This window comes from Acinetobacter sp. WCHAc060006 (genome assembly GCF_004209135.1).
GTDB classification, from domain to species: domain Bacteria; phylum Pseudomonadota; class Gammaproteobacteria; order Pseudomonadales; family Moraxellaceae; genus Acinetobacter; species Acinetobacter cumulans.
The window spans coordinates 82,210-104,846 of record NZ_SGSS01000012.1 but is presented as its reverse complement, the minus strand read 5'-3'; the positions used below and the strand labels follow the sequence as shown (position 1 = coordinate 104,846).

The following is a 22,637-nucleotide window of genomic DNA, read 5'->3' as shown; positions in this document are numbered from 1 at the left end:
GTTTTTTCAGGTTGATGGTTAGTTTGGCCAAATAAGCCCTCCGAAGGTTTTTTATATTCAGTTTAGGATTGTATTTAAAATAAAGTCTGCCAAATATTTTGGTGTAAAACCTGAGTCTTCTAGCACGATCATCATTTAGATGATCTAACTCAATCATTCGTTTAAGCAAAACGTATTTCACTTAACGGTTCATAATGTGACTTATATTACATTTAATTTTTGAGTATTCAAAATTATTTTATTGAATTATAAGAAAAAAACTTAAGGAATTCCTTAAAATTTGATGACAATGGTCATATCTCTAATCACTAAAAAGACCAAAAATAGATATCTACCCATATCTCTCGGACAAATTAACTCTATTTTATAAAAGTATCAATAAATTCATTAGGTTCATGAACCAAAAATTTATAATTATTTTTTTATTTATATAAGTTATTGAAAATAATAAATAAAATTATTAAAAGTTTTATTAACTAGACTTCAGGTGAACATAAGTTAAAGTTCGAATTAAAATGAATAGGGTAGTCGCAATTTCCAAAAAATGACAGCTCATGTGTCGTTTAGATACTAACAATTTGTTTATTATAACAAATCTTAAGCATGTTAGCTGTCGTCATTCTTTGATACGGTCTACGTACTACCGTACAATCATCAGCTATATTCATGGTGTTACTTTGCATAATTTACATTTTCTGCATTCAAACCAATCAATCCAAAATTACGTGCACGTTCGAGACACATAAGCTGTCATTGACGACACATGTAATGTCACTGGTTGCGTTCGTGCGTCTATTTCCGTTGAACTATGCTATACCTTGAATAGCCAGCTACTCGGTTCACTGAAATACTGACCGACACGTTAGATTTCAGTTTTAAATCAAAATAGCGATCAATCGTCACAATTAGATGTTTTACATAATCAAAAACTACATATGTTAAATCCTTTAAATCATTGTTCTGGTGTGCAACTTCAATAAATTCTGAAAACAACGCTACACCTGTTTCGTTGGCCAGATTCGCTAACTGATTATCCAATCCGGCAATTGCCGTTAATTCTGATGCAATCACCACTTTATGCATTGCTGTTTCCGCTTCAATGCCTTTGTACTCAATCCCCTTGTATATATAGACATCGTTTTCTCGTTTGCCTTGGTTCCAAGGGTTATCCGTACCATCCAGTCTAGGCATGCTGTACGGTCGTTTTAGTTTTGCTGGAGGTGTTTGTTTAGCGGTGACTTCATAAAGGTTAAATACGCAATCTGTGTAGCGTTTAAGGCTATGGTATGTCAAAGCTTGCTGTTTGGCGGTCAACTCCCGTGGTGATACATGATTCACCAAGGTTTTGAACATTTCTAATGATTCTGGTGTGAACGATCCATCTTTTTTTGCATTGTCCATCAGGTCTTTTTTAGCCCATTTATGCTTTAGTTTTTCCGCTTCAGCATCAGATATTTTCTCTCCCCGATACACGTATCCACGCGCTGCGTTTGAATACTCAAAATCTGCTCGTTTTACTGCCTTGTAGACCATTGTTTTTGTCATTTGTTTTGCACCAGTTTTTCCCATAGTTGTGGCGACCGCTTGAGGGCTTAACACGTACCCATTCTTTTTCGCTTCGGTCGTAACACCAAAACTCGTACCCTAAACAACAACGTTTATTCACGACATAGCGGTAGGTGTTGCAGATCGTAAGCATATTCTCAGTGGCGTTAACTTCCCAAGGTTTAAACGCAATAAGCTCTGTTATTGCTTCCCTGTAAAGTCGTGTTGCTTTGGGATTATTGAATAAGATCCGTTCTTTTTTTGAGGTCTTAGTGATTGCATTCATTTCGTCCACGACCTCACTAATGCTTTTAGCCAATCATCCATCAAATCAACTAAAATTGCCCGTTCTCTGCCTGTTGGATATGCGCTTAACTTCATATTCCAACTATTTGCCGACTCTTCTGTGCCGTGCACCAAAAACCCATTTTGTTGATCATTTTCAGCCAGCTTATCCGTCACCCAACATTCAAACAGTCTGGCAAAGATTTCTGTTGGCTGTGACCAATACATTGACCGTGATTGATCTAGGTGCATGGCGTTATTCATAAAGCCCGTACCGCCTTGTCTTTCTTCGTAATCAAGGTATTTGGTTGACTTAAAAGTAAGATAATTAACCAGCTTGATAAACTTATCTGCAGTCTGGCCATCTTTAAGATGTTTGTATGCTGACTCTTGATGATTCTGTACTGAGTAACGCCCTTTACTGGTGTAAAGAAAGTATTCGCTAAAAAAGTTATTATTGAGTCCGTTTCGTTTTGCCAAAACACAATCAAATCCGTGCGCGAACTCATGGGCTAGTGCTCCAACACCTTGCGTCTTGGTCAAATGAATAAGCATATTACCTGGTTCAAAGTGAGCTGCTGCGCTATCAACGCCTGTGCCACGCGAACCGAATGCTATTCCTAGCTTACCGCCTAAAGATGCGAACGTAACGGGTAGACATAGAAGTTCGACAAGATCCATTAGTGAGTCATACGTGCAATTCAGAAACCATGCACGTTCCTTTTGATTTACCCAATTACCGAACTCGACTCCAGAAAATTTGAAATAGTCCATAAGCAACTGGCTATCGATGTTTTCACCCTTTCGATGGTCCTTACCCTCGCGTACTTCAACTCTGTCGTAGCGCGGTCTTTTTGGGGGTTTTGCGCGTCCTTTTTTGGGTTCTATGACTCGTTCATCTAAAATTGGCTGAAAAAATGTTTTTACTTTTTCTAGTGCTGCATCGAATGTGTCGTATTCTGTCCAATTATCTAGTGTTTGAAAGCGCTTTGCTGAAATGGATTTAACGGCATACCACTTATATTGACCAGTCTCAGTGTTTAATAACTTTTTGGCACCATAATTATCTGCATCAAGTACACGATCGTCTGGCCATCCTAAAGGGATTAGATTATTTAAGCGTAACTGTGTGTCTGAACTAAATGATAGTGGGTGTTTAACTCTGCGATTGGTATGTCGTCCAGCTGAGTAGCGTTCTAAAATATCTTTTTCACTTCGTCCAGCACCAAACTTAACGGTCATGTACGCATTAAAGTCGTCTGTCAGTTGTTCTAAAAGTTCGTAGTGTGAGCTTTCATATTTGTTTTTTAAGAAGTGTAGTGTAGCAATGTAGGCATCATCCCATTGCTTTTGACCTATGCTAAACCAACCACCCCCTAAAGGCTTGTTGGTTAAGTTTGCATAGACCAAAGAAAATAATAGTGCATGTTTTACAGGTTTGTGGCCAGATTGGGCATCAGCTCTAAAATCAGGCTTTTGCCAATATTCCTTTTTAGTCACTAGGCTGTCAGACTTAATTCCATTCATGTTGCCTGAAAAGTCTGGTGATGGGTTGTCTTTACGTGCACCAGCAAACTTTTTACCTACATCCGTAATAGGACCATCTTTTTTTTCATTACTATTTATTTCTTCAGTCATAGCTAAACCACTTAATTGTTAGTTGCGTATATCGTCCAAGATCTCTGACAGATCAAACAGATTAATATCTTTGAGTTTCGCTTCAGCATTGATGCGCTCAAGTAATTTCATAAAGCCAACAAAAATAATGTGTGGTATTGGTCTATTGTTGATATGCACGGGTGTTGACCAAGTGCGTACACGCGTTTCGCATATTTCAAGCCCTTGTTCTTCAAAAAGCTTGATCAATGTCGGGATGTCTTTGTCTAGTTGAGTAAGGGCTAATAACGACCGAAATACATCATTTAAGCTAATAGAGTGGTGATGATGGTTCGGATTGTGCTGTTTTCTATTGTCGCCCTGTTGTTGATTAAAGTAATGATGGTTTTCGCGGTTTTGAGATGGTCTGTTTAAATATTTCATTTGTTATTAAGCTCCAAAAAGATAGCTGTAAATCAGGTACAAAATAAAAGTTATTGTTAATCCCGACACCAATAGAGAATTGATCGGGTAATTTTCTAAGTTAAAAGGTTTTCTGTGATAGCTCACTCCCCAATCTGAAACAGATCCTCGCTCTACGGCACTGTAAAAGTTAGTTTGTGAGGCGTTTAAACGGTTGTTGTCTACTGATATGAATTCCAGTTTGCACAGCAATTCGTCACTCAGGTAGTTAAAGAAAGTCGTTGGTGCACCATTTGATAGGATGTGTATAAAACCGACCTGTTTTTGGGTATAACCCATTCGCTCATACGCTTTTTGAAATTCGTGCGTTAAAGTCGCACTAAACTTATCCCCCTTATTTTTGCCAATCAGTTCAATTGGTGGCTCAGCTCCAGCCTGAATAAGCTTGGTGAATTTAGGACTACCACAACCCCAATTTTGAGAGATCCAAACACCGCGTTTTGTGTCGTGAATCAAACCATCAACAATGACCACGGCTGCATCACCGATGTCGCCGTTTTCTTTTTCTGTAAATTCGGTGTTATCAACGTCTTTTCTGAATTCTTCAGGCATTGGCCTTAAAACTTCTAAAAGATTGGTACTGTCACTTTGTACATGACCAGTAGCCAAAATCATCGACTCAATTTTTTTTAGGGCATGTTCAGGTACTATCAATACTGAATGTACACGCTGGTCATACGCATCAGATTGAATGTCTTGAGCTTCGGTATTCTTTTCAATAGTGCTTAATTCCATATTATTTCTCTGCCTGAGCTTTCTGGTATTCAACTGCAGTCTTCATTGAATATTCGGTATCATCTTCGTGCTCTGTACCAACCATGCTTTGCTGACCTTGGTATATACCTTTAACAGCATTGACGAATGCGTTATGCGCCGTAGCGTTGTAATACGTTAAGTTTCCAGCACTGGTCGAATCATTGAATGTCAAAGTATTAGGAACATGCCAAACTGCTGAATAAGCCTTGCCATCGATAACAACAATAGGTTCAAACTCGACCGCTTCACGGTGCTTGGTTTCATTCCATGGTGTATAGAAAACAGTATTGTTTTTGAGGTTGTAGACCTTGAATACGATCTGGCCAAGATTCCGCATTTTGGCCTCTTTGTTGTATGCCTCTAAAACCTTGTCTTTTTGGAAGTCTGTAATTTCAAGCTCAGGGTTCTTCGTAATCACCAGTGTTTCATCAGACGTTTTAATCTCAGATGGAACGTAGATTTTTGAACCTTTAGGGAAACGTCCTGATTTCTCCAATGCGGATCTAAACTTGTTATTTGCAGCCAAGAAGTTGCCAAACTCACTACTGAAGTAGCTGTAAAAATTTGATGCACTGGTGAACATGCCAAACTGATTCACCCGAACAATCTGCTCAGATACAGTGGATGCCAAACTTGCATATGGTTTGCCCGACACATCAATTTCGCGCCATTTGTAGTTACGTACACCTACTTCTTTGTCGCATGCATCATTAAACATAGATGTAGAAACAATATCGCCGTCCAAGCGCTTCACATAAGCAACCGGGTAACTGCGGATAGGTGCCATACGAACAGCTTTGTTTGAATTGGTGTAAAAGCCAGATGACGAAATGATATTTTGTTCAGATGATTTAATTTGATAACTTCGTAATGTATTTAGCTGTCGATCAAAGCTATCAATTTCAGATTCATATAAAACATCACCCTCAACAGATGTTGCGATTGAATAAGGGGCATACATCACATCGCCCTGAACTTTATCCATGATCTGCTCAGCTTCAATACGATATAACGGCTGTGAGAACATGCCATTTGATGCCAAAGCTGGTAGATCTCCCCCTACACCAAAATTACACGCTACTTTGTGGTTGGTGGTAGAAAGGCTTGATTGAGGTAATTTGTAGTTAGATGGATTGTAAGTGGTAACACGTTCATCATATTTGCGAACTTGTTCCTCAACTTTCTTTTCAATGGGATCTATTTGTTCTTCTTGAGATGCAGTATCAGTATTTGAAGGCTCTAACTTATCACAACCAAATAGTAAAACTGACAATATCGCTATGGTAAGGGTTTTCTTATTCACTACTTAATGACCTAACTTAAAACTACTAATACCCCACATTATAATTAAAAATAAGTATTAATGAAGTGGTATTTAATAGTTTAAGGACTTTTAAGCGAAAAACCCAATATCATTAATTAGTTTTAACGAACATTCTTTTAATGCAACTTCATAACCGCCGTTAATATTAAATGTAAAAGCAAATGGTAGCATTTTATCAATCGCAAATATCTTCTCTAATAAGTCGTTGTTTTCTGCAGATGGCTTATCCTTTAAGGCATATTGCATGGAAAACTTAGCATTTATACCCGTGCTTTTATATACAGCATTTATTTGTTCTTTAAGGCATTTTTCAACTTCTTGCACTGTATTGAAAATAAAATTCTGATTAACAGTGAATTTATCAGTTTTCAAAGATCCAAAGGTCCACGCCAGACTCTCCGAAACCACATACCCTAGAACAGTCTGCAATTCTTCATCTTCAAATTTGTGATAATGAACGTATGATTTAGTTTTACCGTTAAAATATAAAATAGAAATGGAGAACAACACCTCTTTGTGAGCATATTTAAAAGGTACTTCCACAAGACTATAAAAGTTTAATAGCTCAACGTTAGAGGCTTTAGACATATTTTTTAAAAAAAGTTTTAAAGACATTGAAGTGATTATACTAAAAATATCAAAGAAATGTTAAAGGGTTTAAAAATGGATACAGTTGTTCTAAAAAATAGTTTAATTGCTAGTTTAGTTTTTGTATGTGTGTTCCTGGTGTTCCAAAACATCGACCATAGAGTTTCTGAACGTATACAGCTTGAGTCAACCAGTGCAGCATTCGAGTCGCTTGATAAAGACTTTTCTGCGATCAATAGAAATGTGGATACTGAATTCAATAAGCTGCCTAAGTACGTGAAGCCCAGCAAAGAACAATCAATCAATGATGCATTGGAATTCATTAAATTCTCGAAACAGACCTTTACTGACACAATGGCCCAAAATAAAGAACTTTTAGCAGAAGTTAAGGGTTTTGAGAAAAAGGCAAATGATGTTTTAGAAAAATAATAGTTATTTTAAAAAGAAAAATGGGAAGCTATAAGCCTCCCATTCTTTTAATGTCGTAAGAAACATTTAAATTTTGTTCTTAAAAGTATTATAGTAAAACTAATAATTTATGCAAATACTTTTAACAGAAATAGCTAAAAGGTCTTTAACACTTAACGAATCCGAATAACTTAGACAATGTGAATAAATTGTTAAAGTAGTCGAGTGTATATGTAAAACATTGGTATACCCATTAGAGATATGCGAATTATTATATATGTAAAACCTAACATACTTTTTAGTCGTATCTTGCGTAAAACTTACCAGATAATCTTTTGTGTTTTCATTTATGTTATCTTCGTATTGCTCTGTTATGCTCAGGATCTCTTTGCTGTTCAGCCAATAACTGCCTGTTTTATCTTGTTTAATCTGTTCCAAAATCAAATTATTTAATGACTGGTACTCTTTCGTTATTGCTTTGGCATATCGTTTTGATGACTGATGTTCTTTCCAGTCAATTTTTGCTTTCTTAAACAATTTGAAGGCTGTAACCGCACACAATATAGCTGAGATGGTACATAATATTATTCTACTACTATCACCTATAATGCCAATAATTCCTAAATGCACATCTTTTGAAAATAAACCGTTCAAAGATAGGTATACGCCAAAGATACAAAAACTTAACGCAAAAACCACAACTAAGATTAAAGTTGCTCTAATTAAAAGCTCATTAAAAGTAATTTTTCTTAAGCTTTTGGTATAAAGCTTAATCTTATCTTTTTCAGATTTTAACATTTTAGCCAAGAACTTATGTTCTCTTTTTCCTCTGCTAAAAGGTGGTGTTACAGCATCTTTAAAAGTCATGTATAATCTAAAGTATTTTAACGTTCCATTAAATATACACTACACCTGGGCCTATTTAAAATGAAACATTATAGAATTATCGCTATTTTAATACCTTTAATATTTTCAGGTTGTGCAGCAAGCCACTCAGACAAAGAGCTTGTTGACTCTTATTACAATGACCAACAAAAAACAATAGAAAGCGATGTAGATCAACTCGTTAATTCCTACTCCGCTAAAGTCGTTACTCAGTACTACCCTGAACCATACTTCAATCCAACCAAGCCAATACCGCATTATTACGCTTTAAAGCTTGATGAAATGGGTATCCCTTACCCAAAAGAGCTTGTATACGACAATGCCGACTATAATTTTTATAAAGAGCAGGCTAAGTTTAATGCAAACAATAATGACGTAATTGATACAGATCACCACGATCACTAAAACTTTTTTATCGTAGGTGTTTTGTTGAGGGGCGTTTCTTGCCGAAACCTTTCTTAACCCCTTAGTGTATGAGGGTAAAAGATTCATACTATATTTTAGAAAATACACTTGATGGAGATAAAGACCAAAAAATCAAAGTGTTGAGAGTAAGCCAGTATGATACTTTTTATTACCCTCATACATTATCTTCTGAACTATCTTCACTCCTTTTTTGATTGGCTTCTTTGATAACATTTTCAATAAAACAGATAACTAAATTTAAAGCGATTAAAAATAATACGATATAGCCAATAGTTTTTAGAGTTAGTACAAAGTTATTGAATACATAAGTTGATGCTTTTCCTATTCCTATATAAACCACATAACATGCAAATATAACCAATGCTATTGCACTAATTGAAATTATTGCAAGTCCAGTATTTTTTAAAAATGAGCGCAATAAGTATTTATCGAATTTAGAATTATTCATAGCCATATACTATCCTTCATAAAAATTTCATTTTCTAACATTGAACGAAGCGCAACTATTGCTGCACCACCGCCAACAATAATTATGATAAAGCCGAATAAAAAATTGAGATTCATGTTTGCAGCTATGTTTAATTATTTAGATTTAAGCAACTTAATTAGTAGCATTACAATAGTTATTGTACGAGAGTACTTTACTCTCTCGTACACTTAGAAGATAAGCATCTGGATTCGTTTTTAATTCTTTATCTAACATTATTAGCTTATTCAACATATCTTGGTTTGTCGTCTTGGGAATGATCCAACCGCCAAAACTAATATTGTTTAATTTGATGTTAGGTAGTGGATCTTGTCTATTTTGTTCCAGTAACCAAAGATAGTTTTCACTACAAACAAATAAGACTTTTAATTCCTGATCAATGCGCCGTAAATCACAATATCTGAATAGGTTTACGTTACCTGGTGCTTCAGCATTGATAATTGGTTTTTTTCTTGTTTTTTCACCATGTAACTTAAAGTATTTAACACAACTTTCAATGTCACTTTTTAAATTGATTGGTGCAGTTTCTATTGGTGCCTCTGATAATTGTTCTTCAGCATATTCAAAATAGATCCAACATACATCTTGGTCTTTTAGCTTTTCAAAAAGCCAATCTGGAACGTCATGCAATTTTTGTTTTAGTACAAATGGTTTTCCTACATTCGTAATCTTGACGCTTCTTTTCTTGTACGTGTCCAGCTCCCCTATCTTCTTCACGCCACTTTTATATAAATAACGGTTTTTGAGAACTACTTTACTCTTTTTTACCTCTTTTTCAGGTTTAGGATCAGTACTGGATTTTTCAGGCTCAACATTCAAACAAAAGTAATCTATTCCTTTGGTAAACAATTGAAACTTCCCCTCCTTTTCAATTAAGGCAAAATTCCCTCTGATTTCAGCACCTACTATATCTTTAGATATTAGAAATCGATCATCAACGGTTTGTTCATTTAAGAGCAGTAAAGCCGATTTAAAATCTACTTTGTGTTCTGGTATTACAACATAACCGTGGTCAAACAACTTTTTGCTCACTCGGATAACTGTGTAAATATCCATAACCAGCTCCTTATATTATTTCCTGTAATTTTGGTTGATGTATTCTTGGATCGCTACAATTCTTTTTTCTGAAGTAGGATGCGTTGATAAGAAATCAATTTTAGTGCCCTGTTTTTCTTGGGCTACTACTTTATTCCAAAAGCTGACTGCGCCCTGTGGGTTGTAACCAGCACGAACCATAATATCAACACCTAGAAGATCCGCTTCACTTTCAAGTTTGCGCGAACCAGGTAAGTTAACCCCATAATCGCCTAGTAAACTTGTGCCAGATACAACCATGTCACCAAGACCAGCCGAACTAGCTGCAAGCACACCTAAACCAGTTAAAAGCTTTTTACTTACCTTTTCACGCCCATGATCACGTAAAGCATGTGCAATTTCGTGGCCGATCAGTGCAGCCAATTCATCATCAGTTGCATTAATTTTTGTGATAGAACCAGTCAACACACCGATCTTGCCTCCAGATAGACAAAACGCGTTGATTTCATTATCTCGGATTGTATTAACTTCCCAATTCCAATTTGCTGCGTCAGCTCGATAATGTGGAACTTGTGCGATAAGACGTTTTGCTACTCTATTTACTTGAGCGTTATTCACAATCAATCCACGCTGTTTAGCAGTCGTGATGATGTTGTTGTAAGACTGAGTACTTTGCTGAAGATATTCTTTTTCAGAATACAACATGATTTGTTTGCGTTTAGAACCCATTCCATCAATAGTACTAGATACGCAACCAGTTAAAAGAGATCCGGCAACAGCCAAAACACACAAAGATTTCATCTTAAAATCAAACATTTTGTTTTCCTTTATGTTTAAAAACATTTAACAAGTTAAAACTGCGCTTATTAAGCTTGTTTTTATCTTCCAAATCAGTAATACATTTAAACTCTTTTAAGATGTTTTTGTAATGCTCTTTTTGTTCATTTTCTGACTTATTAAAACCTTTCAAAGCTAACTGTTCAATAGTTTTAGGGCTGAATAATTTCAGAAGAACTATATTTAATATTAAAGTACCAGCCAGTAAGCCCAACGCATAAAGCTGAACAACTGAAGTACTGTATTTAGGTTCCATCGGACCAAGTGAACCAAAGCATATAAAGCTAAATACAGATAAAGTAACTGCAGCTATAAAACTAGATACCGTAACTCTAATCTTGAACTTATATCGTGCAATTAAAGCGACAATTAAAAAACCAAAAAGTATGGTACCAATTGCCGTAGCCATTATGACTAAAAAGAGCCCAGGGTTTGTGTTTGATGGATCTAACATTTCCATAGAATATCCTTAAATAAAACCCTTGCTTTCTAATAGGGTGAAACGATCTTTAAACAGTACAAAGAATGTTTTTTTAACGCTTTCGTACTGGTGTTTGATAATGTCTAAAGCACTATCATATGCACCTAGTTTCACGTAATTAACAAAATTGGCATGATCAAAACCTTTAAGTTTGTGACGTTTAATAAAGCCCTTAAAGTCTTGCTCTTTTTCTTTAAATTGATTCTCAAATTCAAAGAAAAGTTTGCCTAATTTCATGCTGTATAGTTTTAAATTGACAATAAATTCGACTAAAGGTGTTTCATTTCCTCTAATCGTAACCAGCATGTCTTTATCTTTTGTGATTTCGAGCGATGGTAAAAAATTAGAAAAATTAACCAGTAGATCACTTAATAAAACTTGTTTATTAAAGTATGTGACCAAAACAGGTGCGCTATCTGGCACATACGCTTTGATACGTTCAAATTTACTTAAAGCTTCTGGAGAAGCATGACCACTAAGGGCTAATTTCACTAACATATAATTCACTCGACATCTAATTCATTTTTTAAAACCAATTTGTATTTTGGATGAACCCCAAGTCTAAGTTGAAGTAATGTCCACGCTTGCTTTGTTATTAACTTTTCGCCACTTTCAAAGTTTGACCACTGTATATTGTTGTACAATCCTGTGTGACTAGACATTTTGGTTTTACTTAAACCACTCCAGACTCTTAGTTGTTTTCCTAAGACTGGTATTGGAACCAGCATTAAACCATTGTCCTCTTGTTCCTTTAAAATCTTTAAAGCTGCCTTTTTACCTACTAATTGACCGCCATCTTCACAAATATAAGTAATACGAGCTGTATATTGTTCAGAGTTTAAGCACTCTTCTAACAATGCTAGAACTTCATCCTGAGGATTCGTTAAACCCCCTCCAACCGTATCGCCTGTATCAGTTTTAATCACGAGTTATACCTTTTAAGATAGATATTCTTATAGTATATACGAAAAACATTTAAAAGATTTTTTTAAAAAAACAAAATGTTCATTTTTTGTATTTTAGCTAAAACCACTTATAATATGATTATTGGTATTAACCAAAGTTTAAAACATATTGAAAGGTGTTTAAAATGACTAACTCTAAAACTAACGCTAAAACCAAAGAGAACCACTTAAACCAAAATGGCAGTTTAAGCAAAACCGACCAACGCAAGCTTAAACCTATTTCTTTTTGCTTATTAGATACAGAACAAGTGACAATGCTGGAGAAAATTGAAAAGTTTCAATATGGCAATTTCTTTAAAAACATTATAGCTTCTATGACTGATGAAGAAGTTGAACAGATCGCGAATAGCAACAAGAAAAGCGATCCAATCATTCCTCAAAAATTACTAGATCTAAACATCACAAAAGGTTTCTTATCTTGTCGTTCAATTGCAAAGGTGCTTTTTAAACACAATAAAGTTGAATCTATGCTGCATGAGCTACGTAACTTTATCTCTGACGAATTCATTTTAAAGTTAGCTGAAGACCGCAACTTAACACTATCTATAAGCGACTCAGAAGTCGATTCTAATACCTCTTCAGGTATGTTTGATGATCGCTATGCGATGGCTGATACTGGCTATAAGAGCCGTACAACACCTGTTTTCAATCAGCAAAATATTGAATCTATAAAATCCATTGTTCGTGAACATGAGAAGCTTCCAAAACATGTCGAATTAGACAATGATTTCATTGAACAGTTTATGAATGACAATCCTGAAGTATTCGCAAAATTATAAAAACACAAACAAAAAAAACCATCTAATTTTTAGATGGTTTTTTTATGTCTTAATTATTTCTAGAATCAGCTATAAAGCTTCGCTGGCTCGTCTGCAACTGGTATCACTGGCTGTACTTCTTGCATAAGAATTTTAGTCACTTCATCCAGTGGTGCAATGTTGGAAGGTAAAAACTCTATTGCTTCAGGAAATTGTGATTTAAGGTAAGCATCTATGGCTTTGTGAATAGCTCGGTACCATTCTCGCGATTCGCTCTCTAAATTAAACATGCTTGAAATTGAAGCTTCTAGATCCGCAATATATTTACTTGGTAGTAAAGCTTTACGCTCCATATAAGCTTGATGTGCCATAGCAAGCCAGATAAAGCGATTTAATTCCTTACTACTTCCCTCTACGCTATTATCTTTAAAGTTCAACGTTCTAAATTTGCAAATGTGAAAATGTTGCTCACTAAAATATTTAAAGAAATCTTCATACTCAATTACAGAAATGGATTTTTGTAGCACCAATGGTATATCTAATGCGAGATCCACTTCGACTTTACGTGTACCAATGCCATTTTTAATAACAAATTTCATATTCACCTCAAAATAAATTAAATTGTTTAAAGGTGTCTTTATCATTAAAAGTAACCAGGTGATGCGATTCAATTAACGATTTAAGGTCCTTAGCCTGAGCAACTGGCTGTATTTCAATGCTGGCGATTTGTGCAGCTTCATGAATTAACCCTATGATTTGAGCACGGCTTTCTAAATATGCAGATAGATCGCGAGTTTCTTTGAATGAAGAAATGACAAAGTTAATATTCTTTTCTAAATTCTCACTCAAACTGCTTAGTGTTTGGTTAATTGGTGCATACTTTTCTATATGCTCTAAGACTGTTGCATGATCTAGAAAAAAACTAACTTCCAGCAATAATGAATTGTAAAAATCAATAAAGTTCGTTTCTTTTTCAAAGATGAAAATTTCTTGGCCATCTTCGTCATTAGGTATCTCAATTGAACCTTTTGAGATCTCAAAACTTTCATCCCCCAACAATGTATGCAGAATTCGGCCTAAGTGTTCTGCATGTGGTTTGCTGTTAGTAAAGTTGATTTTCAAGTTTTCATTTGAATCAGCAATACGGACTAAAATATAGTTTGTTGTGTGAAATAATTCATCTGCATTGTCAGTAAAATTTAACATTGAAATCTGATTATCTGTTCCAGCATCAGAATCAAGTTGCTTATCCAAAAATTCATGGTTATCAATAAAAAGCTTAGCTACACCGTTTGTAATAATGCTTTCGTATTCACCAAAGTTTTGTGCAAGGTATTCGCTCATTAAATTTGGCAGAACTTCTAATAAACTTTTTTTAAGATCCGATAATTCAATAGCAGAATTGAATAACGAATCTGGCACAAGGTTCTCTACCTCTTCATCAAGTGCTTCATCGTTTGGTGACAACCCTTTTTGCTGTGCAATTGCATTACGGAAGGAAGCCATAATTGAGATTGTCAAAATTGAAAGTGTTACCGTTTTAACCCATTCACTTTTCACATCGTTAGGCACGTAAAAAGCGCAATTACTAACCCACTGGTGGTTATGATTAAGAATCCGCTTTAAAGGGGTTTTAGTGGCTGGAAAAATTTCAAAGACAGTATTTAAGATTGGGTTTTTACCCAATTTGATGCTTTTATTATTACCGTAAAAATAGATGCTGCGAATATCAGACATAATATACTTTCTTAAACTTAACGTTGGTTACATATTATCACTGATTTAGTTTTAAAAAATATTTTTTAAAACTATTAATTTTATTTTTTTGTGTTTTAATTCTGCCCTTGTTCACTGCTTTTAAAACCCAAAAAAACAGGTAACTTTTGCTTAGGCTACGGTGGGAACTTGGTATTACAGTGTTATTTGGTAGCTAAAAAATTAAACATTGATAAACTATTGATAGTAAAAGAGATAAGGAATAGATAGATTTCTTTGCGTGTAGGGATATACTTTTCATCAAACATTTTGTTTATCGCATACAGAAGTGAAGAAAAACATAAAATGAATATGATGATTTGCAATATATATGATGGAGTATTGAGGGTTTCTGGTAGATATTTAATCTTGTATATCGTTGTATTTAAAAACATTTCAAACACAAAGAATACAACTACAAAGATGTAGCAAATATTGAAAATGGCAACTAAGTTGTATGCCGATTTGAGTACCAGGCCTGTCATCGATTGTTCACTTGAATCAATCTCACCCGTTTTTGGAATTTTAAAAAGCACAACGCATTCCAGTTTTAAGAGTGTATCTATTATACTTTTAGAATACCTTTTATCAACTATAAAACTTTGTTATTAAAATAAAAAAATGGCCTTTTAAGACCATTTTAAAACGCCCTACCCTCCTTTTAAGACTAGCCGTTGTGCTTATCTTTAGAATCACGGTAAGTAGAGATATGGTAGAAGAAAAAGCACGATAAAAGTGAGAAAAGCACCACCCCGAACGTGTTCCAAAATCTGCTATTTGATAGTTCAGAAATACGTTTATTGATTTCTGAGATAACACATGGATTCGCTTTTGCAACTTCAACATTTACATTGCAGACTTCAGCATATTGGAATAGGAATGTTTTATGGCCAATATCATACATTTCTTGGATCTGGTTAATATTGGTCGTATTCAGAAGAACCATAACAAGAGAGATCAGTGCTACAAATATAGAGATAACAAGAAAGCACTTCACAATGATTTCACGAGCCACATCATCAACACCACTTAAATATCTTTCGAGCAATATATTTAGCTTAGTTCGACCATCAAGGATAATGTTATAGTCATGTTTTACTTCATTATTTCCTGTATGGTTTTGATTTGTTGGTTCAACAGGAATGTCAGATAATTCGGCTGGTAAAGTGACTGCAATTACATCTTTTTGTTCTTCAGGTGCTAAACTTTTATTGCTGCTGTTTGATACAAAATCTTTTAATAAGGGTACTGGCTCACTTTTAAGGTGTTCTGTTTTTACAACCTCGTGAGCCGACTCATTTGCATCGAATAAGATCTTGTCTGTTCTTTCTGGATGCTTGAGATGTATATATTGATAAATAAAATAATTGATCTTTTGCTGTAAGACCGGGCTTTTATCAACTTCACTTTCCACATCTGCACCAAAAGTCTCAGTTATAGATGATTTTAATTCTTGTACTTCGGATTGATTCAGCAATTGATATAGTTCATATATTGTTTTAGAACTGATCATGATAAAACCCACATTAATATTCATTAAACTGTTAGTAGTATATAGAATGTGGTTTTAAAATAAATAGGTATGTTTTAAGAATAAAAAAACCGCCTTTTAAGGACGGTTTTAAAAGGGGGTTTAATTAGTATAAACAGTTGCCGTTTGCACCAATAGAGCGTCCATTCTGGCTTAAATACCGTTGTACGGTGTTAGCAACATCTCTTGGGAGTTGATTATTCACTTTTTGTATAACATCGACTTTGTATTTATTCTGACAACTCACAATACCAGCCAACATGTTATTGATCAGTGATGTATTGTCTTTACCATCCAATTTACGTGTTTCTTCGTTTATCACTATGAATTGAACAATATTTAGATAGTTATTCGTGAGGTTGTCACCACTTTTTGATGACTTGTTTAGATTCTCAATGGTCGAATTCAAGTTATTCATTCGTGCTTCAAGGCCAGAATCACCAGTGACATTTGCATTATTGTTTTGGTAACGCGTAGCTGTGGTGTTCCGATTAGAATTATATTGTCTTTGCTGTATCGGCTGTTGCTGAACCTGAACTGGTGCTTGCTGTTGAATTTGACCAGGTGCTTGCTGTTGTTGAGCTGGCACTTGCTGAGTTGAATCTTCATTTGAAGTTGCTTTTTTATACCAATCACTAAAATCGGCATTTGCACTACTACTCAATATAGTAGCCGTAAAAATTGCACATAAATAAAGTTTATTATTCATTGTCTGAACTCTCTTTACCGTTGTAGTTCGCTGGACTAATAGCTTTTAAACTGAACTCATTTGCAAGTTTCCACAACCGCATAAATGTCTTTTGCTTTTCTTGTACCCAATAGTCCTTATCTTTTTTTAGAAGATTCTTTAATACATCTGAGTTCAAGTGGAAATTATCATCAAAAAAATGTTCAAACAGGAGTTCTGTTAAATAGTTTTGAGTTAACGTTTTTTTATTTTCATTACCCGTACCAAAGAATATTTGGCAAAGCTTTGTGCTTTCACACACGAGATCTATGTATTTTTTCTCGTCTGCATTTCGCTGGTGGCGCAAATGAGGATGTGTAATAAAAATAGAATTACGTATGAAAGCATAATCAATAATTACAGTAGCTTCCGTTTTCTTTGAAATGTACTCAGCGTTTGTAAGAATTTCACAAGTGGTAACATCAACTTTGTCGCGAATATTAATGAATTCGCTTGAGAAAGTAGATGCACTTTTGTTTTCGATCTCAACTTTCTTATCACGATTTCTCAGATAAAGTAAATTATCTGCTTGCTTCATATCGTTTAGGAATCTTTCAAAGAAGTGATTACTTTTATATAGATCTTCTAGAGCTCGCGTAACATAAGACGCAACCAAATTAAGATTTTTAGCTAAATATGATGGTCCATTCTTAGTTGTATAAGCAGCTAAACGATCCTTAACAAGTTCTATTACTTTTTCAGGTTCACCATTATTCAATCGAATTGCTGAAGTGAAGAGCGCATTACTGATTTTAAGCTCATTGCCCTGTTCATCCTGAACCTTTGCACACATTTCATTTAATGTATTAAGCGCTTTACGATAGTTGGACTTCAACTGAATCTGAAAACGATAATTGCAAAAATTGTCACGATCTGGTGTACGCTTATTGCATGGTTCATACTTAACAGAAATAAATAATTCAATAGATGGATTGTTATTCAGTCTTTCTAATGAAACAAGAAGTCGTTTACGGTAAAAATCACTTGCTTTGTATTTAAATTCTACTGAAAACTCGGTTAATGCTTTGAAGTCAATGTAAGGAATAACCACTTCGCCACGAAACTCATTGATCTTCATCAAGTTATACATATAAAGATCAAAACGGTCCTTAAATCCAAGAACCGTTAAAGTGTCGAGAACTGTGTAGCGCCCCTTTTTATCAAAATCTAATTCAGATAGATTGGCAATCAACGTTTCTTCAAGCTGATAGCAAATAAACGCATTGTTATCTAATTCAAAATAGCCCGTACTGGCAAACATTCTTTTATGAGTTACGCTGTCTACGTCATTTCTTGAAAATGGTTCGCTGTCCATTTGGCGTAAAGAGCTCATTGGTAGCATCACTTTACCAACACTATTTAGCGTATTCCATGCCAAAGATTTGATACGGCCATTGCTAAGGTAATTAGCTTTATTTTTGAATAAAAGAATTTGACGGATGTATTCAAAATTCAGAACAAAGTTGTTCGCTAGTTGTAATGCTTCAATTTGGGATAATTCAGGTTTTTCAGCGATAACGCGCTGCAGCTGATGTGCATACTTATTTTTGGCATTCACCAACATTAAGTAAAAAATGAATTGATCAACAACTGGAATATCTAGATAACATTCGACTATGAAATTACTGATTTTGTTGCCGTAACCCAAGAGATCCATGGTTTTTGTTTCGGCATTAATAATTGAGTCTTTGATTGACTGCGATAGTCCAAAAATTTCATCTTCTGAAATTCCTTTACTTATGCAGACTTGTGAAGAATCTTGCATAACTGCTCCACTTTAGACAACGTACAACGTACATTGCCTGAGATTGAATTAAAAAATAAAAATAAAAATATATTTGCAACCCAACTAACGTTGTAGTCTTTTCGCTTTAAAGCTGTGTATATACTAACTAAATTTTAGACAATAAAAAAGCCTCGTCAGAGGCTTAATTACGCAATTAACATTATTTGTTGACCGATCTGCGGTAACTCTAGTTTAGAAGTAGTGAACCTGTATGGTAGCTTCTCATATATGCTTTTAAAACTAAGAGAATTTCTAAAAAAATCAAAGCTTTTAGTGAGTTTAAAAGTAATATCGCCACTTGATAAGATTTGAATTTCGTCAATCATAGGTGCTGCAGCTTGCTTCGCATCTGTATCAATCATAAATGATAAATCACAAGCTTCACGCATGATCTGGTTGATAGTTTTCTTATTAAAATCTAGACCTGTAACGTGGTTAACTTTTTCAGCTGATACAACGTATCTACCGTCTTCTGCAGAATAAAATGCATTTAAATTATCAACTAGAATAAGCAATTCGGCAGATAAAACACCTTTTAGCAAAATATCAGACGAGCCAGAGCTAAACACATTGAAGTCAATGAGTATTTTTTGATGTCTAAGACTAAATGATTGATATTGCATATCTCGAATTCCCATAGGCATTCTGAGTAGACATTATAGCATCAATTCGTTAATTAGACTACGATTAAAAGCATTTTTAACAGTAATTTCTTAATAAATAAGACTATGAAAAACAGTGCCTTATATGAGTAATATTCACAATTACAATGTAAGTTAACCAATGTAATACTTGATCAAATAAATATGTGCTCAAGATAGGCACCCAGCGAAACTTTTTTATAAATGGTTTGTAAACTTTCTTCCGTCCTAATGACGTAAGTTATTGTTTTATAGTGGTGCCAAAATACGAGCGAAACTTTTTTATAAATGGGTTGTAAACTTTCTTCCGTCCTAATGATGTAAGTTGTTGATTTATAGTGCTGGCAAATTTCGAGCGAAACTTTTTTATAAATGGGTTGTAAACTTTCTTCCGTCCTAATGATGTAAGTTGTTGATTTATAGTGCTGGCAAATTTCGAGCGAAAGTTTTTTATAAATGGGTTGTAAACTTTCTTCCGTCCTAATGATGTAAGTTGTTGATTTATATTGCTGGCAAATTTCGAGCGAAAGTTTTTTATAAGTGGGTGTAAACTTTCTTCCGTCCTAATGATGTAAGTTGTTGATTTATAGTGGTGCCAAAATACGAGCGAAAGTTTTTTATAAATGGGTTGTAAACTTTCTTCCGTCCTAATAGCGTAAGTTATTGATTTTACTTTTTTGTCCAGATCCAATAGCTCAACTATCATAGATAGTATGTTTAGTATGTTTTAAGGTTAGGTTATAACTTTTTGGCTGTACCTAACTTCCAGCGAAAGTTTTTTATAAATGGGTTGTAAACTTTCTTCCGTCCTAATGACGTAAGTTATTGATTTATAGTTGTGTCAAAATACGAGCGAAAGTTTTTTATAAGTGGATGTAAACTTTCTTCCGTCCTAATGGCGTAACTCATTGATTTTCTGTTATAGTCTGAACTCAGCGAAAGTTTTTTATAAATGGGTTGTAAACTTTCTTCCGTCCTAATGGCGTAAGTTATTGATTTGTCGTAAAACAAGCTAAATAGCGATCGTTGGGTCATATATAAGGGCTATTCCTCATAAAATCTGAAAGTCTTTATTATCAAGGCTCTCAGGAAATTGGAGAAGTTATCCGCAACGTTTTGAATTTAATTTGCGCTCAAATGAATTTAATTTGCGCTGGAAGTATTTTTTATTCTATTTAATTTTATTATAAACAGCGACTTACAACACTTGCTAGTTTGCAAATTTCCAATATTGCAAAAAGCTAAAAAATGAACAATATTTTACTCATATTTTTAAATTCATTCTAATATACAAGAACTTAATTTGTGGATAGAATTTAATAGGAAAGTGGATAAAAACATCAAAAACCAGCTAAAAACGCCTTATTTTCTAAAAATTCAAATTCAATTTGCGCTCAAATGAATTTGATTTTCGCTCGTACCATTTGTGTTTTTCCGTACTAATCCTGTAATATCATGAAAAATAAGCATAAAAAATGTCCCTAATTAACTTCCCTTAATTAGAAAGATAATAAACAAAAAATTTCTTTTTAAAAATTTACTCTTAAACTTTTTAATATATTTTTTAATTTTTTATTTGCCTCCTTAGTATATACCAATGAGGTTTTGTAGTATTTTATAAATAGCTTGAGTCAATGACCAGCAATCAAAAATATAAAGCGTGGAATTTAAGAAATGAGTAAAAGTGATAATACGATTAAACGTATCGTCATGACTGTAGATCAATTTTACAAACATGATGAACAAGACGAGCTGTATGCATACGGCTTTGATATGTCTACCAATGAACCAGTTCGCATACGAATGAGTTCATCTGAAGAATTCACGAAGATCATTAATAAACTCAACAAGCATCATACTGAGAATGTTTCAGTAGATGAAGTCCACGCAAAATTTGATTCTGGACGTAACCAACGTACTTCATTAGACACACATAATCGCGGTGCTAACCGTGGTCGAATTATCTGTTTTGACAAATGTGTTGACTCACCCTACGAATCTCTTGACGGTTATAAAACTTATGTTGCTCAGTGGTGCAACGTAATGAGTAACAACCCGAATTCACAATTAATCAAAGCAGTCACTTCTATCAATGTGCATCAACAAAAAAACGGCGATTTCTTTGTTAAAGCTCAAATCATTGAAGATGCAGCACATATGCAAGTGCCCAATGTAAAAATTAATTCTCCAGCACTTCATAACGCTATTATTAAAAATAATTTACAGCTTCTTGTTAAATCTTTATCGAATAGTACTGACAACCAACCTGAGCGCATTCCATTTTCAAAAATTGTTGTGCGCTATGAGTCTGGTTCTGTATTAACTACAATCCCATTGATTCCAACCTATGACAGTGCTGATCGTGAAAGTGTTAAGCAATTCGCTAAGCCAGATCCGTTGATGCAACGTGGCGGTATTGATAAAACTAAAAAGTCTTATCGGGTTGCTAAAGATCCGATTGAAAGTATCAAAGATATTTTGAACGGCAATGACTTTCACACCGCAACTTTTGATCCAAATTTTGTACCATCCAACCAGCATGAAAAAGACCAGTTCGATAAACAGGCTCAGAACGTTTATGTTATGGACCAGGCCCGTATTGCCCTGTTTGCATTACTTGGCGATCGACAAATTAAAGTGTTCTACAATGAAGATGTAGACAAAGAAAAAAATCAAAATTTAAAACGTCTTTACGCTGGCTTGGTGAGTCAAAAATTACTGCCTGAGGTTTATCATGGCCAACAACTACAACTAGGTGCGCTTTACAAAGACACGTTCTTAAAGAAATTTTTCAACAATAAAACGCCTCACGCTGGTTTTCGCAAGGTAGATCCAGAAATAGATTTACGTACTGGTGAGGGTGTTCGTGGTGTTGGTGCACCTCCCCTAGTGAATCAATTTACCGATGACTACGGCAATCCAAAACCGCACGACTTAAATCCTCAATTTTTAAGTCAAGTTGATCGTCAGACCATGAATAAATTGACGCATGCAAAACAGCAATTTGCTGAAGCGTTTATTGTTATTCAACCACACCAACGGAACTCGAATAATTGTTTTGTCTCGTTTATCGAGCCTGTTGAACTTACTCAAACCCGTATGAATGCGTTGAACTTTTCAGAAATTACGGTAGAGCATGTACAGCAACATAAAGCTTCAATCGATAGTCCGTTATCTAAGAACTTCAACCACGATCTTTTACCTGATCCACAAGAGTTAATGATGAAAGTCAGACAGCCAGAAATGGATGTTAAGAAAAGCCAAGAAAAGGCTGCGACTTCTGATGTCTATAACGACATGACTTTTTAATCAAATTTAATAATTCTTCTTCAGGTTCG

At 34.7% G+C, this 22,637-nt stretch carries 23 protein-coding genes; 4 read left to right on the top strand and 19 right to left on the bottom strand.

The window, feature by feature from the left end:
• Positions 1-792: 792 nt before the first annotated feature.
• From EXE29_RS09225 to EXE29_RS09200, 6 genes are all read right to left on the bottom strand, one after another.
• Positions 793-1,599 carry a hypothetical protein gene (locus EXE29_RS09225; protein ID WP_010591556.1) on the bottom strand — a complete coding sequence of 269 codons (807 nt, stop codon included), beginning with the start codon at positions 1,597-1,599 and terminating at the stop codon, positions 793-795.
• Positions 1,600-1,827: 228 nt separating this feature from the next.
• A complete protein-coding gene (locus tag EXE29_RS09220) occupies positions 1,828-3,468 on the bottom strand; it encodes an LPD1 domain-containing protein (protein ID WP_120364235.1) in 1,641 nt (546 codons plus the stop codon).
• 18 nt (positions 3,469-3,486) lie between these two features.
• Positions 3,487-3,870, bottom strand: a complete 384-nt coding sequence (locus tag EXE29_RS09215; RefSeq protein WP_042892771.1) for a hypothetical protein — start codon at positions 3,868-3,870, stop codon at positions 3,487-3,489.
• Between the two features lie 6 nt (positions 3,871-3,876).
• Positions 3,877-4,644 carry a hypothetical protein gene (locus EXE29_RS09210; protein WP_043041614.1) on the bottom strand — a complete coding sequence of 256 codons (768 nt, stop codon included), beginning with the start codon at positions 4,642-4,644 and terminating at the stop codon, positions 3,877-3,879.
• A 1-nt stretch (position 4,645) separates the two neighbouring features.
• Positions 4,646-5,968, bottom strand: coding sequence for a hypothetical protein (locus EXE29_RS09205; protein ID WP_043041615.1), 1,323 nt, complete (start codon positions 5,966-5,968; stop codon positions 4,646-4,648).
• 90 nt (positions 5,969-6,058) lie between these two features.
• Entirely contained in the window at positions 6,059-6,604 is a 546-nt protein-coding gene (locus EXE29_RS09200; RefSeq protein WP_223213854.1) for a hypothetical protein, read from the bottom strand.
• 48 nt (positions 6,605-6,652) lie between these two features.
• Between EXE29_RS09200 and EXE29_RS09195 the strand changes: the two genes are divergently transcribed.
• Positions 6,653-7,006, top strand: coding sequence for a hypothetical protein (locus EXE29_RS09195; protein WP_044432035.1), 354 nt, complete (start codon positions 6,653-6,655; stop codon positions 7,004-7,006).
• A gap of 99 nt (positions 7,007-7,105) precedes the next feature.
• Here EXE29_RS09195 and EXE29_RS09190 read toward each other — a convergent pair whose 3' ends face one another.
• Positions 7,106-7,852, bottom strand: a complete 747-nt coding sequence (locus tag EXE29_RS09190) for a hypothetical protein (protein ID WP_044432037.1) — start codon at positions 7,850-7,852, stop codon at positions 7,106-7,108.
• Positions 7,853-7,912: 60 nt separating this feature from the next.
• On the opposite strand from EXE29_RS09190, the gene EXE29_RS09185 reads away from it, so the two are divergent.
• Positions 7,913-8,275 carry a hypothetical protein gene (locus tag EXE29_RS09185; protein WP_005005750.1) on the top strand — a complete coding sequence of 121 codons (363 nt, stop codon included), beginning with the start codon at positions 7,913-7,915 and terminating at the stop codon, positions 8,273-8,275.
• 175 nt (positions 8,276-8,450) lie between these two features.
• On the opposite strand, the gene EXE29_RS09180 is transcribed toward EXE29_RS09185, so the two are convergent.
• The 6 genes from EXE29_RS09180 to EXE29_RS09155 all read right to left on the bottom strand — a co-directional run bounded on the left by EXE29_RS09180 (position 8,451) and on the right by EXE29_RS09155 (position 12,062).
• Positions 8,451-8,750, bottom strand: a complete 300-nt coding sequence (locus EXE29_RS09180; protein WP_005005752.1) for a hypothetical protein — start codon at positions 8,748-8,750, stop codon at positions 8,451-8,453.
• A gap of 147 nt (positions 8,751-8,897) precedes the next feature.
• Positions 8,898-9,839, bottom strand: a complete 942-nt coding sequence (locus EXE29_RS09175; RefSeq protein ID WP_024160864.1) for a hypothetical protein — start codon at positions 9,837-9,839, stop codon at positions 8,898-8,900.
• 15 nt (positions 9,840-9,854) lie between these two features.
• Positions 9,855-10,634, bottom strand: coding sequence for a M48 family metallopeptidase (locus EXE29_RS09170; RefSeq protein ID WP_005005756.1), 780 nt, complete (start codon positions 10,632-10,634; stop codon positions 9,855-9,857).
• Complete coding sequence (locus EXE29_RS09165; protein ID WP_005005757.1) at positions 10,627-11,115, bottom strand: hypothetical protein; 489 nt, start codon at positions 11,113-11,115, stop codon at positions 10,627-10,629. Before EXE29_RS09165 ends, EXE29_RS09170 begins: the two co-directional genes overlap by 8 nt.
• A 9-nt stretch (positions 11,116-11,124) precedes the next feature.
• The gene (locus tag EXE29_RS09160) at positions 11,125-11,634 is read right to left on the bottom strand and encodes a hypothetical protein (RefSeq protein ID WP_005005759.1); all 510 of its coding nucleotides are present in this window, start codon (positions 11,632-11,634) and stop codon (positions 11,125-11,127) included.
• 5 nt (positions 11,635-11,639) lie between these two features.
• The gene (locus tag EXE29_RS09155; RefSeq protein WP_065995271.1) at positions 11,640-12,062 is read right to left on the bottom strand and encodes a hypothetical protein; all 423 of its coding nucleotides are present in this window, start codon (positions 12,060-12,062) and stop codon (positions 11,640-11,642) included.
• 164 nt (positions 12,063-12,226) lie between these two features.
• Between EXE29_RS09155 and EXE29_RS09150 the strand changes: the two genes are divergently transcribed.
• Positions 12,227-12,880: a hypothetical protein gene (locus tag EXE29_RS09150; protein WP_120364234.1), complete on the top strand. Its 654-nt coding sequence runs from the start codon at positions 12,227-12,229 to the stop codon at positions 12,878-12,880.
• 65 nt (positions 12,881-12,945) lie between these two features.
• On the opposite strand, the gene EXE29_RS09145 is transcribed toward EXE29_RS09150, so the two are convergent.
• The 6 genes from EXE29_RS09145 to EXE29_RS09115 form a co-directional block, all read right to left on the bottom strand.
• Complete coding sequence (locus EXE29_RS09145; protein WP_005005767.1) at positions 12,946-13,458, bottom strand: hypothetical protein; 513 nt, start codon at positions 13,456-13,458, stop codon at positions 12,946-12,948.
• 7 nt (positions 13,459-13,465) lie between these two features.
• The gene (locus EXE29_RS09140; RefSeq protein ID WP_005005771.1) at positions 13,466-14,596 is read right to left on the bottom strand and encodes a hypothetical protein; all 1,131 of its coding nucleotides are present in this window, start codon (positions 14,594-14,596) and stop codon (positions 13,466-13,468) included.
• A 685-nt stretch (positions 14,597-15,281) separates the two neighbouring features.
• Positions 15,282-16,127 (bottom strand): hypothetical protein, encoded by an 846-nt coding sequence (locus EXE29_RS09130; protein WP_024160863.1) that lies wholly within the window; start codon positions 16,125-16,127, stop codon positions 15,282-15,284.
• A 124-nt stretch (positions 16,128-16,251) separates the two neighbouring features.
• On the bottom strand, positions 16,252-16,854 hold the full coding sequence (locus EXE29_RS09125) for a hypothetical protein (RefSeq protein WP_005005776.1): 603 nt from the start codon (positions 16,852-16,854) through the stop codon (positions 16,252-16,254).
• Positions 16,847-18,637 (bottom strand): hypothetical protein, encoded by a 1,791-nt coding sequence (locus EXE29_RS09120; protein ID WP_005005779.1) that lies wholly within the window; start codon positions 18,635-18,637, stop codon positions 16,847-16,849. Before EXE29_RS09120 ends, EXE29_RS09125 begins: the two co-directional genes overlap by 8 nt.
• A gap of 167 nt (positions 18,638-18,804) precedes the next feature.
• Positions 18,805-19,281 carry a hypothetical protein gene (locus tag EXE29_RS09115; protein ID WP_005005780.1) on the bottom strand — a complete coding sequence of 159 codons (477 nt, stop codon included), beginning with the start codon at positions 19,279-19,281 and terminating at the stop codon, positions 18,805-18,807.
• 1,692 nt (positions 19,282-20,973) lie between these two features.
• Here EXE29_RS09115 and EXE29_RS09110 point away from each other — a divergent pair.
• On the top strand, positions 20,974-22,608 hold the full coding sequence (locus tag EXE29_RS09110) for a hypothetical protein (protein ID WP_005005782.1): 1,635 nt from the start codon (positions 20,974-20,976) through the stop codon (positions 22,606-22,608).
• Positions 22,609-22,637 lie beyond the last annotated feature (29 nt).

What these genes read in the sequence shown, in the direction of transcription:
- EXE29_RS09220 (WP_120364235.1), bottom strand. Translation starts at nt 3,468, where the DNA reads ATGACTGAAGAAATAAATAGTAATGAAAAAAAAGATGGTCCTATTACG.
- EXE29_RS09215 (WP_042892771.1), bottom strand. Translation starts at nt 3,870, where the DNA reads ATGAAATATTTAAACAGACCATCTCAAAACCGCGAAAACCATCATTAC.
- EXE29_RS09210 (WP_043041614.1), bottom strand. Translation starts at nt 4,644, where the DNA reads ATGGAATTAAGCACTATTGAAAAGAATACCGAAGCTCAAGACATTCAA.
- EXE29_RS09200 (WP_223213854.1), bottom strand. Translation starts at nt 6,604, where the DNA reads ATGTCTTTAAAACTTTTTTTAAAAAATATGTCTAAAGCCTCTAACGTT.
- EXE29_RS09195 (WP_044432035.1), top strand. Translation starts at nt 6,653, where the DNA reads ATGGATACAGTTGTTCTAAAAAATAGTTTAATTGCTAGTTTAGTTTTT.
- EXE29_RS09190 (WP_044432037.1), bottom strand. Translation starts at nt 7,852, where the DNA reads ATGACTTTTAAAGATGCTGTAACACCACCTTTTAGCAGAGGAAAAAGA.
- EXE29_RS09185 (WP_005005750.1), top strand. Translation starts at nt 7,913, where the DNA reads ATGAAACATTATAGAATTATCGCTATTTTAATACCTTTAATATTTTCA.
- EXE29_RS09180 (WP_005005752.1), bottom strand. Translation starts at nt 8,750, where the DNA reads ATGGCTATGAATAATTCTAAATTCGATAAATACTTATTGCGCTCATTT.
- EXE29_RS09175 (WP_024160864.1), bottom strand. Translation starts at nt 9,839, where the DNA reads ATGGATATTTACACAGTTATCCGAGTGAGCAAAAAGTTGTTTGACCAC.
- EXE29_RS09170 (WP_005005756.1), bottom strand. Translation starts at nt 10,634, where the DNA reads ATGTTTGATTTTAAGATGAAATCTTTGTGTGTTTTGGCTGTTGCCGGA.
- EXE29_RS09165 (WP_005005757.1), bottom strand. Translation starts at nt 11,115, where the DNA reads ATGGAAATGTTAGATCCATCAAACACAAACCCTGGGCTCTTTTTAGTC.
- EXE29_RS09160 (WP_005005759.1), bottom strand. Translation starts at nt 11,634, where the DNA reads ATGTTAGTGAAATTAGCCCTTAGTGGTCATGCTTCTCCAGAAGCTTTA.
- EXE29_RS09150 (WP_120364234.1), top strand. Translation starts at nt 12,227, where the DNA reads ATGACTAACTCTAAAACTAACGCTAAAACCAAAGAGAACCACTTAAAC.
- EXE29_RS09145 (WP_005005767.1), bottom strand. Translation starts at nt 13,458, where the DNA reads ATGAAATTTGTTATTAAAAATGGCATTGGTACACGTAAAGTCGAAGTG.
- EXE29_RS09140 (WP_005005771.1), bottom strand. Translation starts at nt 14,596, where the DNA reads ATGTCTGATATTCGCAGCATCTATTTTTACGGTAATAATAAAAGCATC.
- EXE29_RS09130 (WP_024160863.1), bottom strand. Translation starts at nt 16,127, where the DNA reads ATGATCAGTTCTAAAACAATATATGAACTATATCAATTGCTGAATCAA.
- EXE29_RS09125 (WP_005005776.1), bottom strand. Translation starts at nt 16,854, where the DNA reads ATGAATAATAAACTTTATTTATGTGCAATTTTTACGGCTACTATATTG.
- EXE29_RS09120 (WP_005005779.1), bottom strand. Translation starts at nt 18,637, where the DNA reads ATGCAAGATTCTTCACAAGTCTGCATAAGTAAAGGAATTTCAGAAGAT.
- EXE29_RS09115 (WP_005005780.1), bottom strand. Translation starts at nt 19,281, where the DNA reads ATGCAATATCAATCATTTAGTCTTAGACATCAAAAAATACTCATTGAC.
- EXE29_RS09110 (WP_005005782.1), top strand. Translation starts at nt 20,974, where the DNA reads ATGAGTAAAAGTGATAATACGATTAAACGTATCGTCATGACTGTAGAT.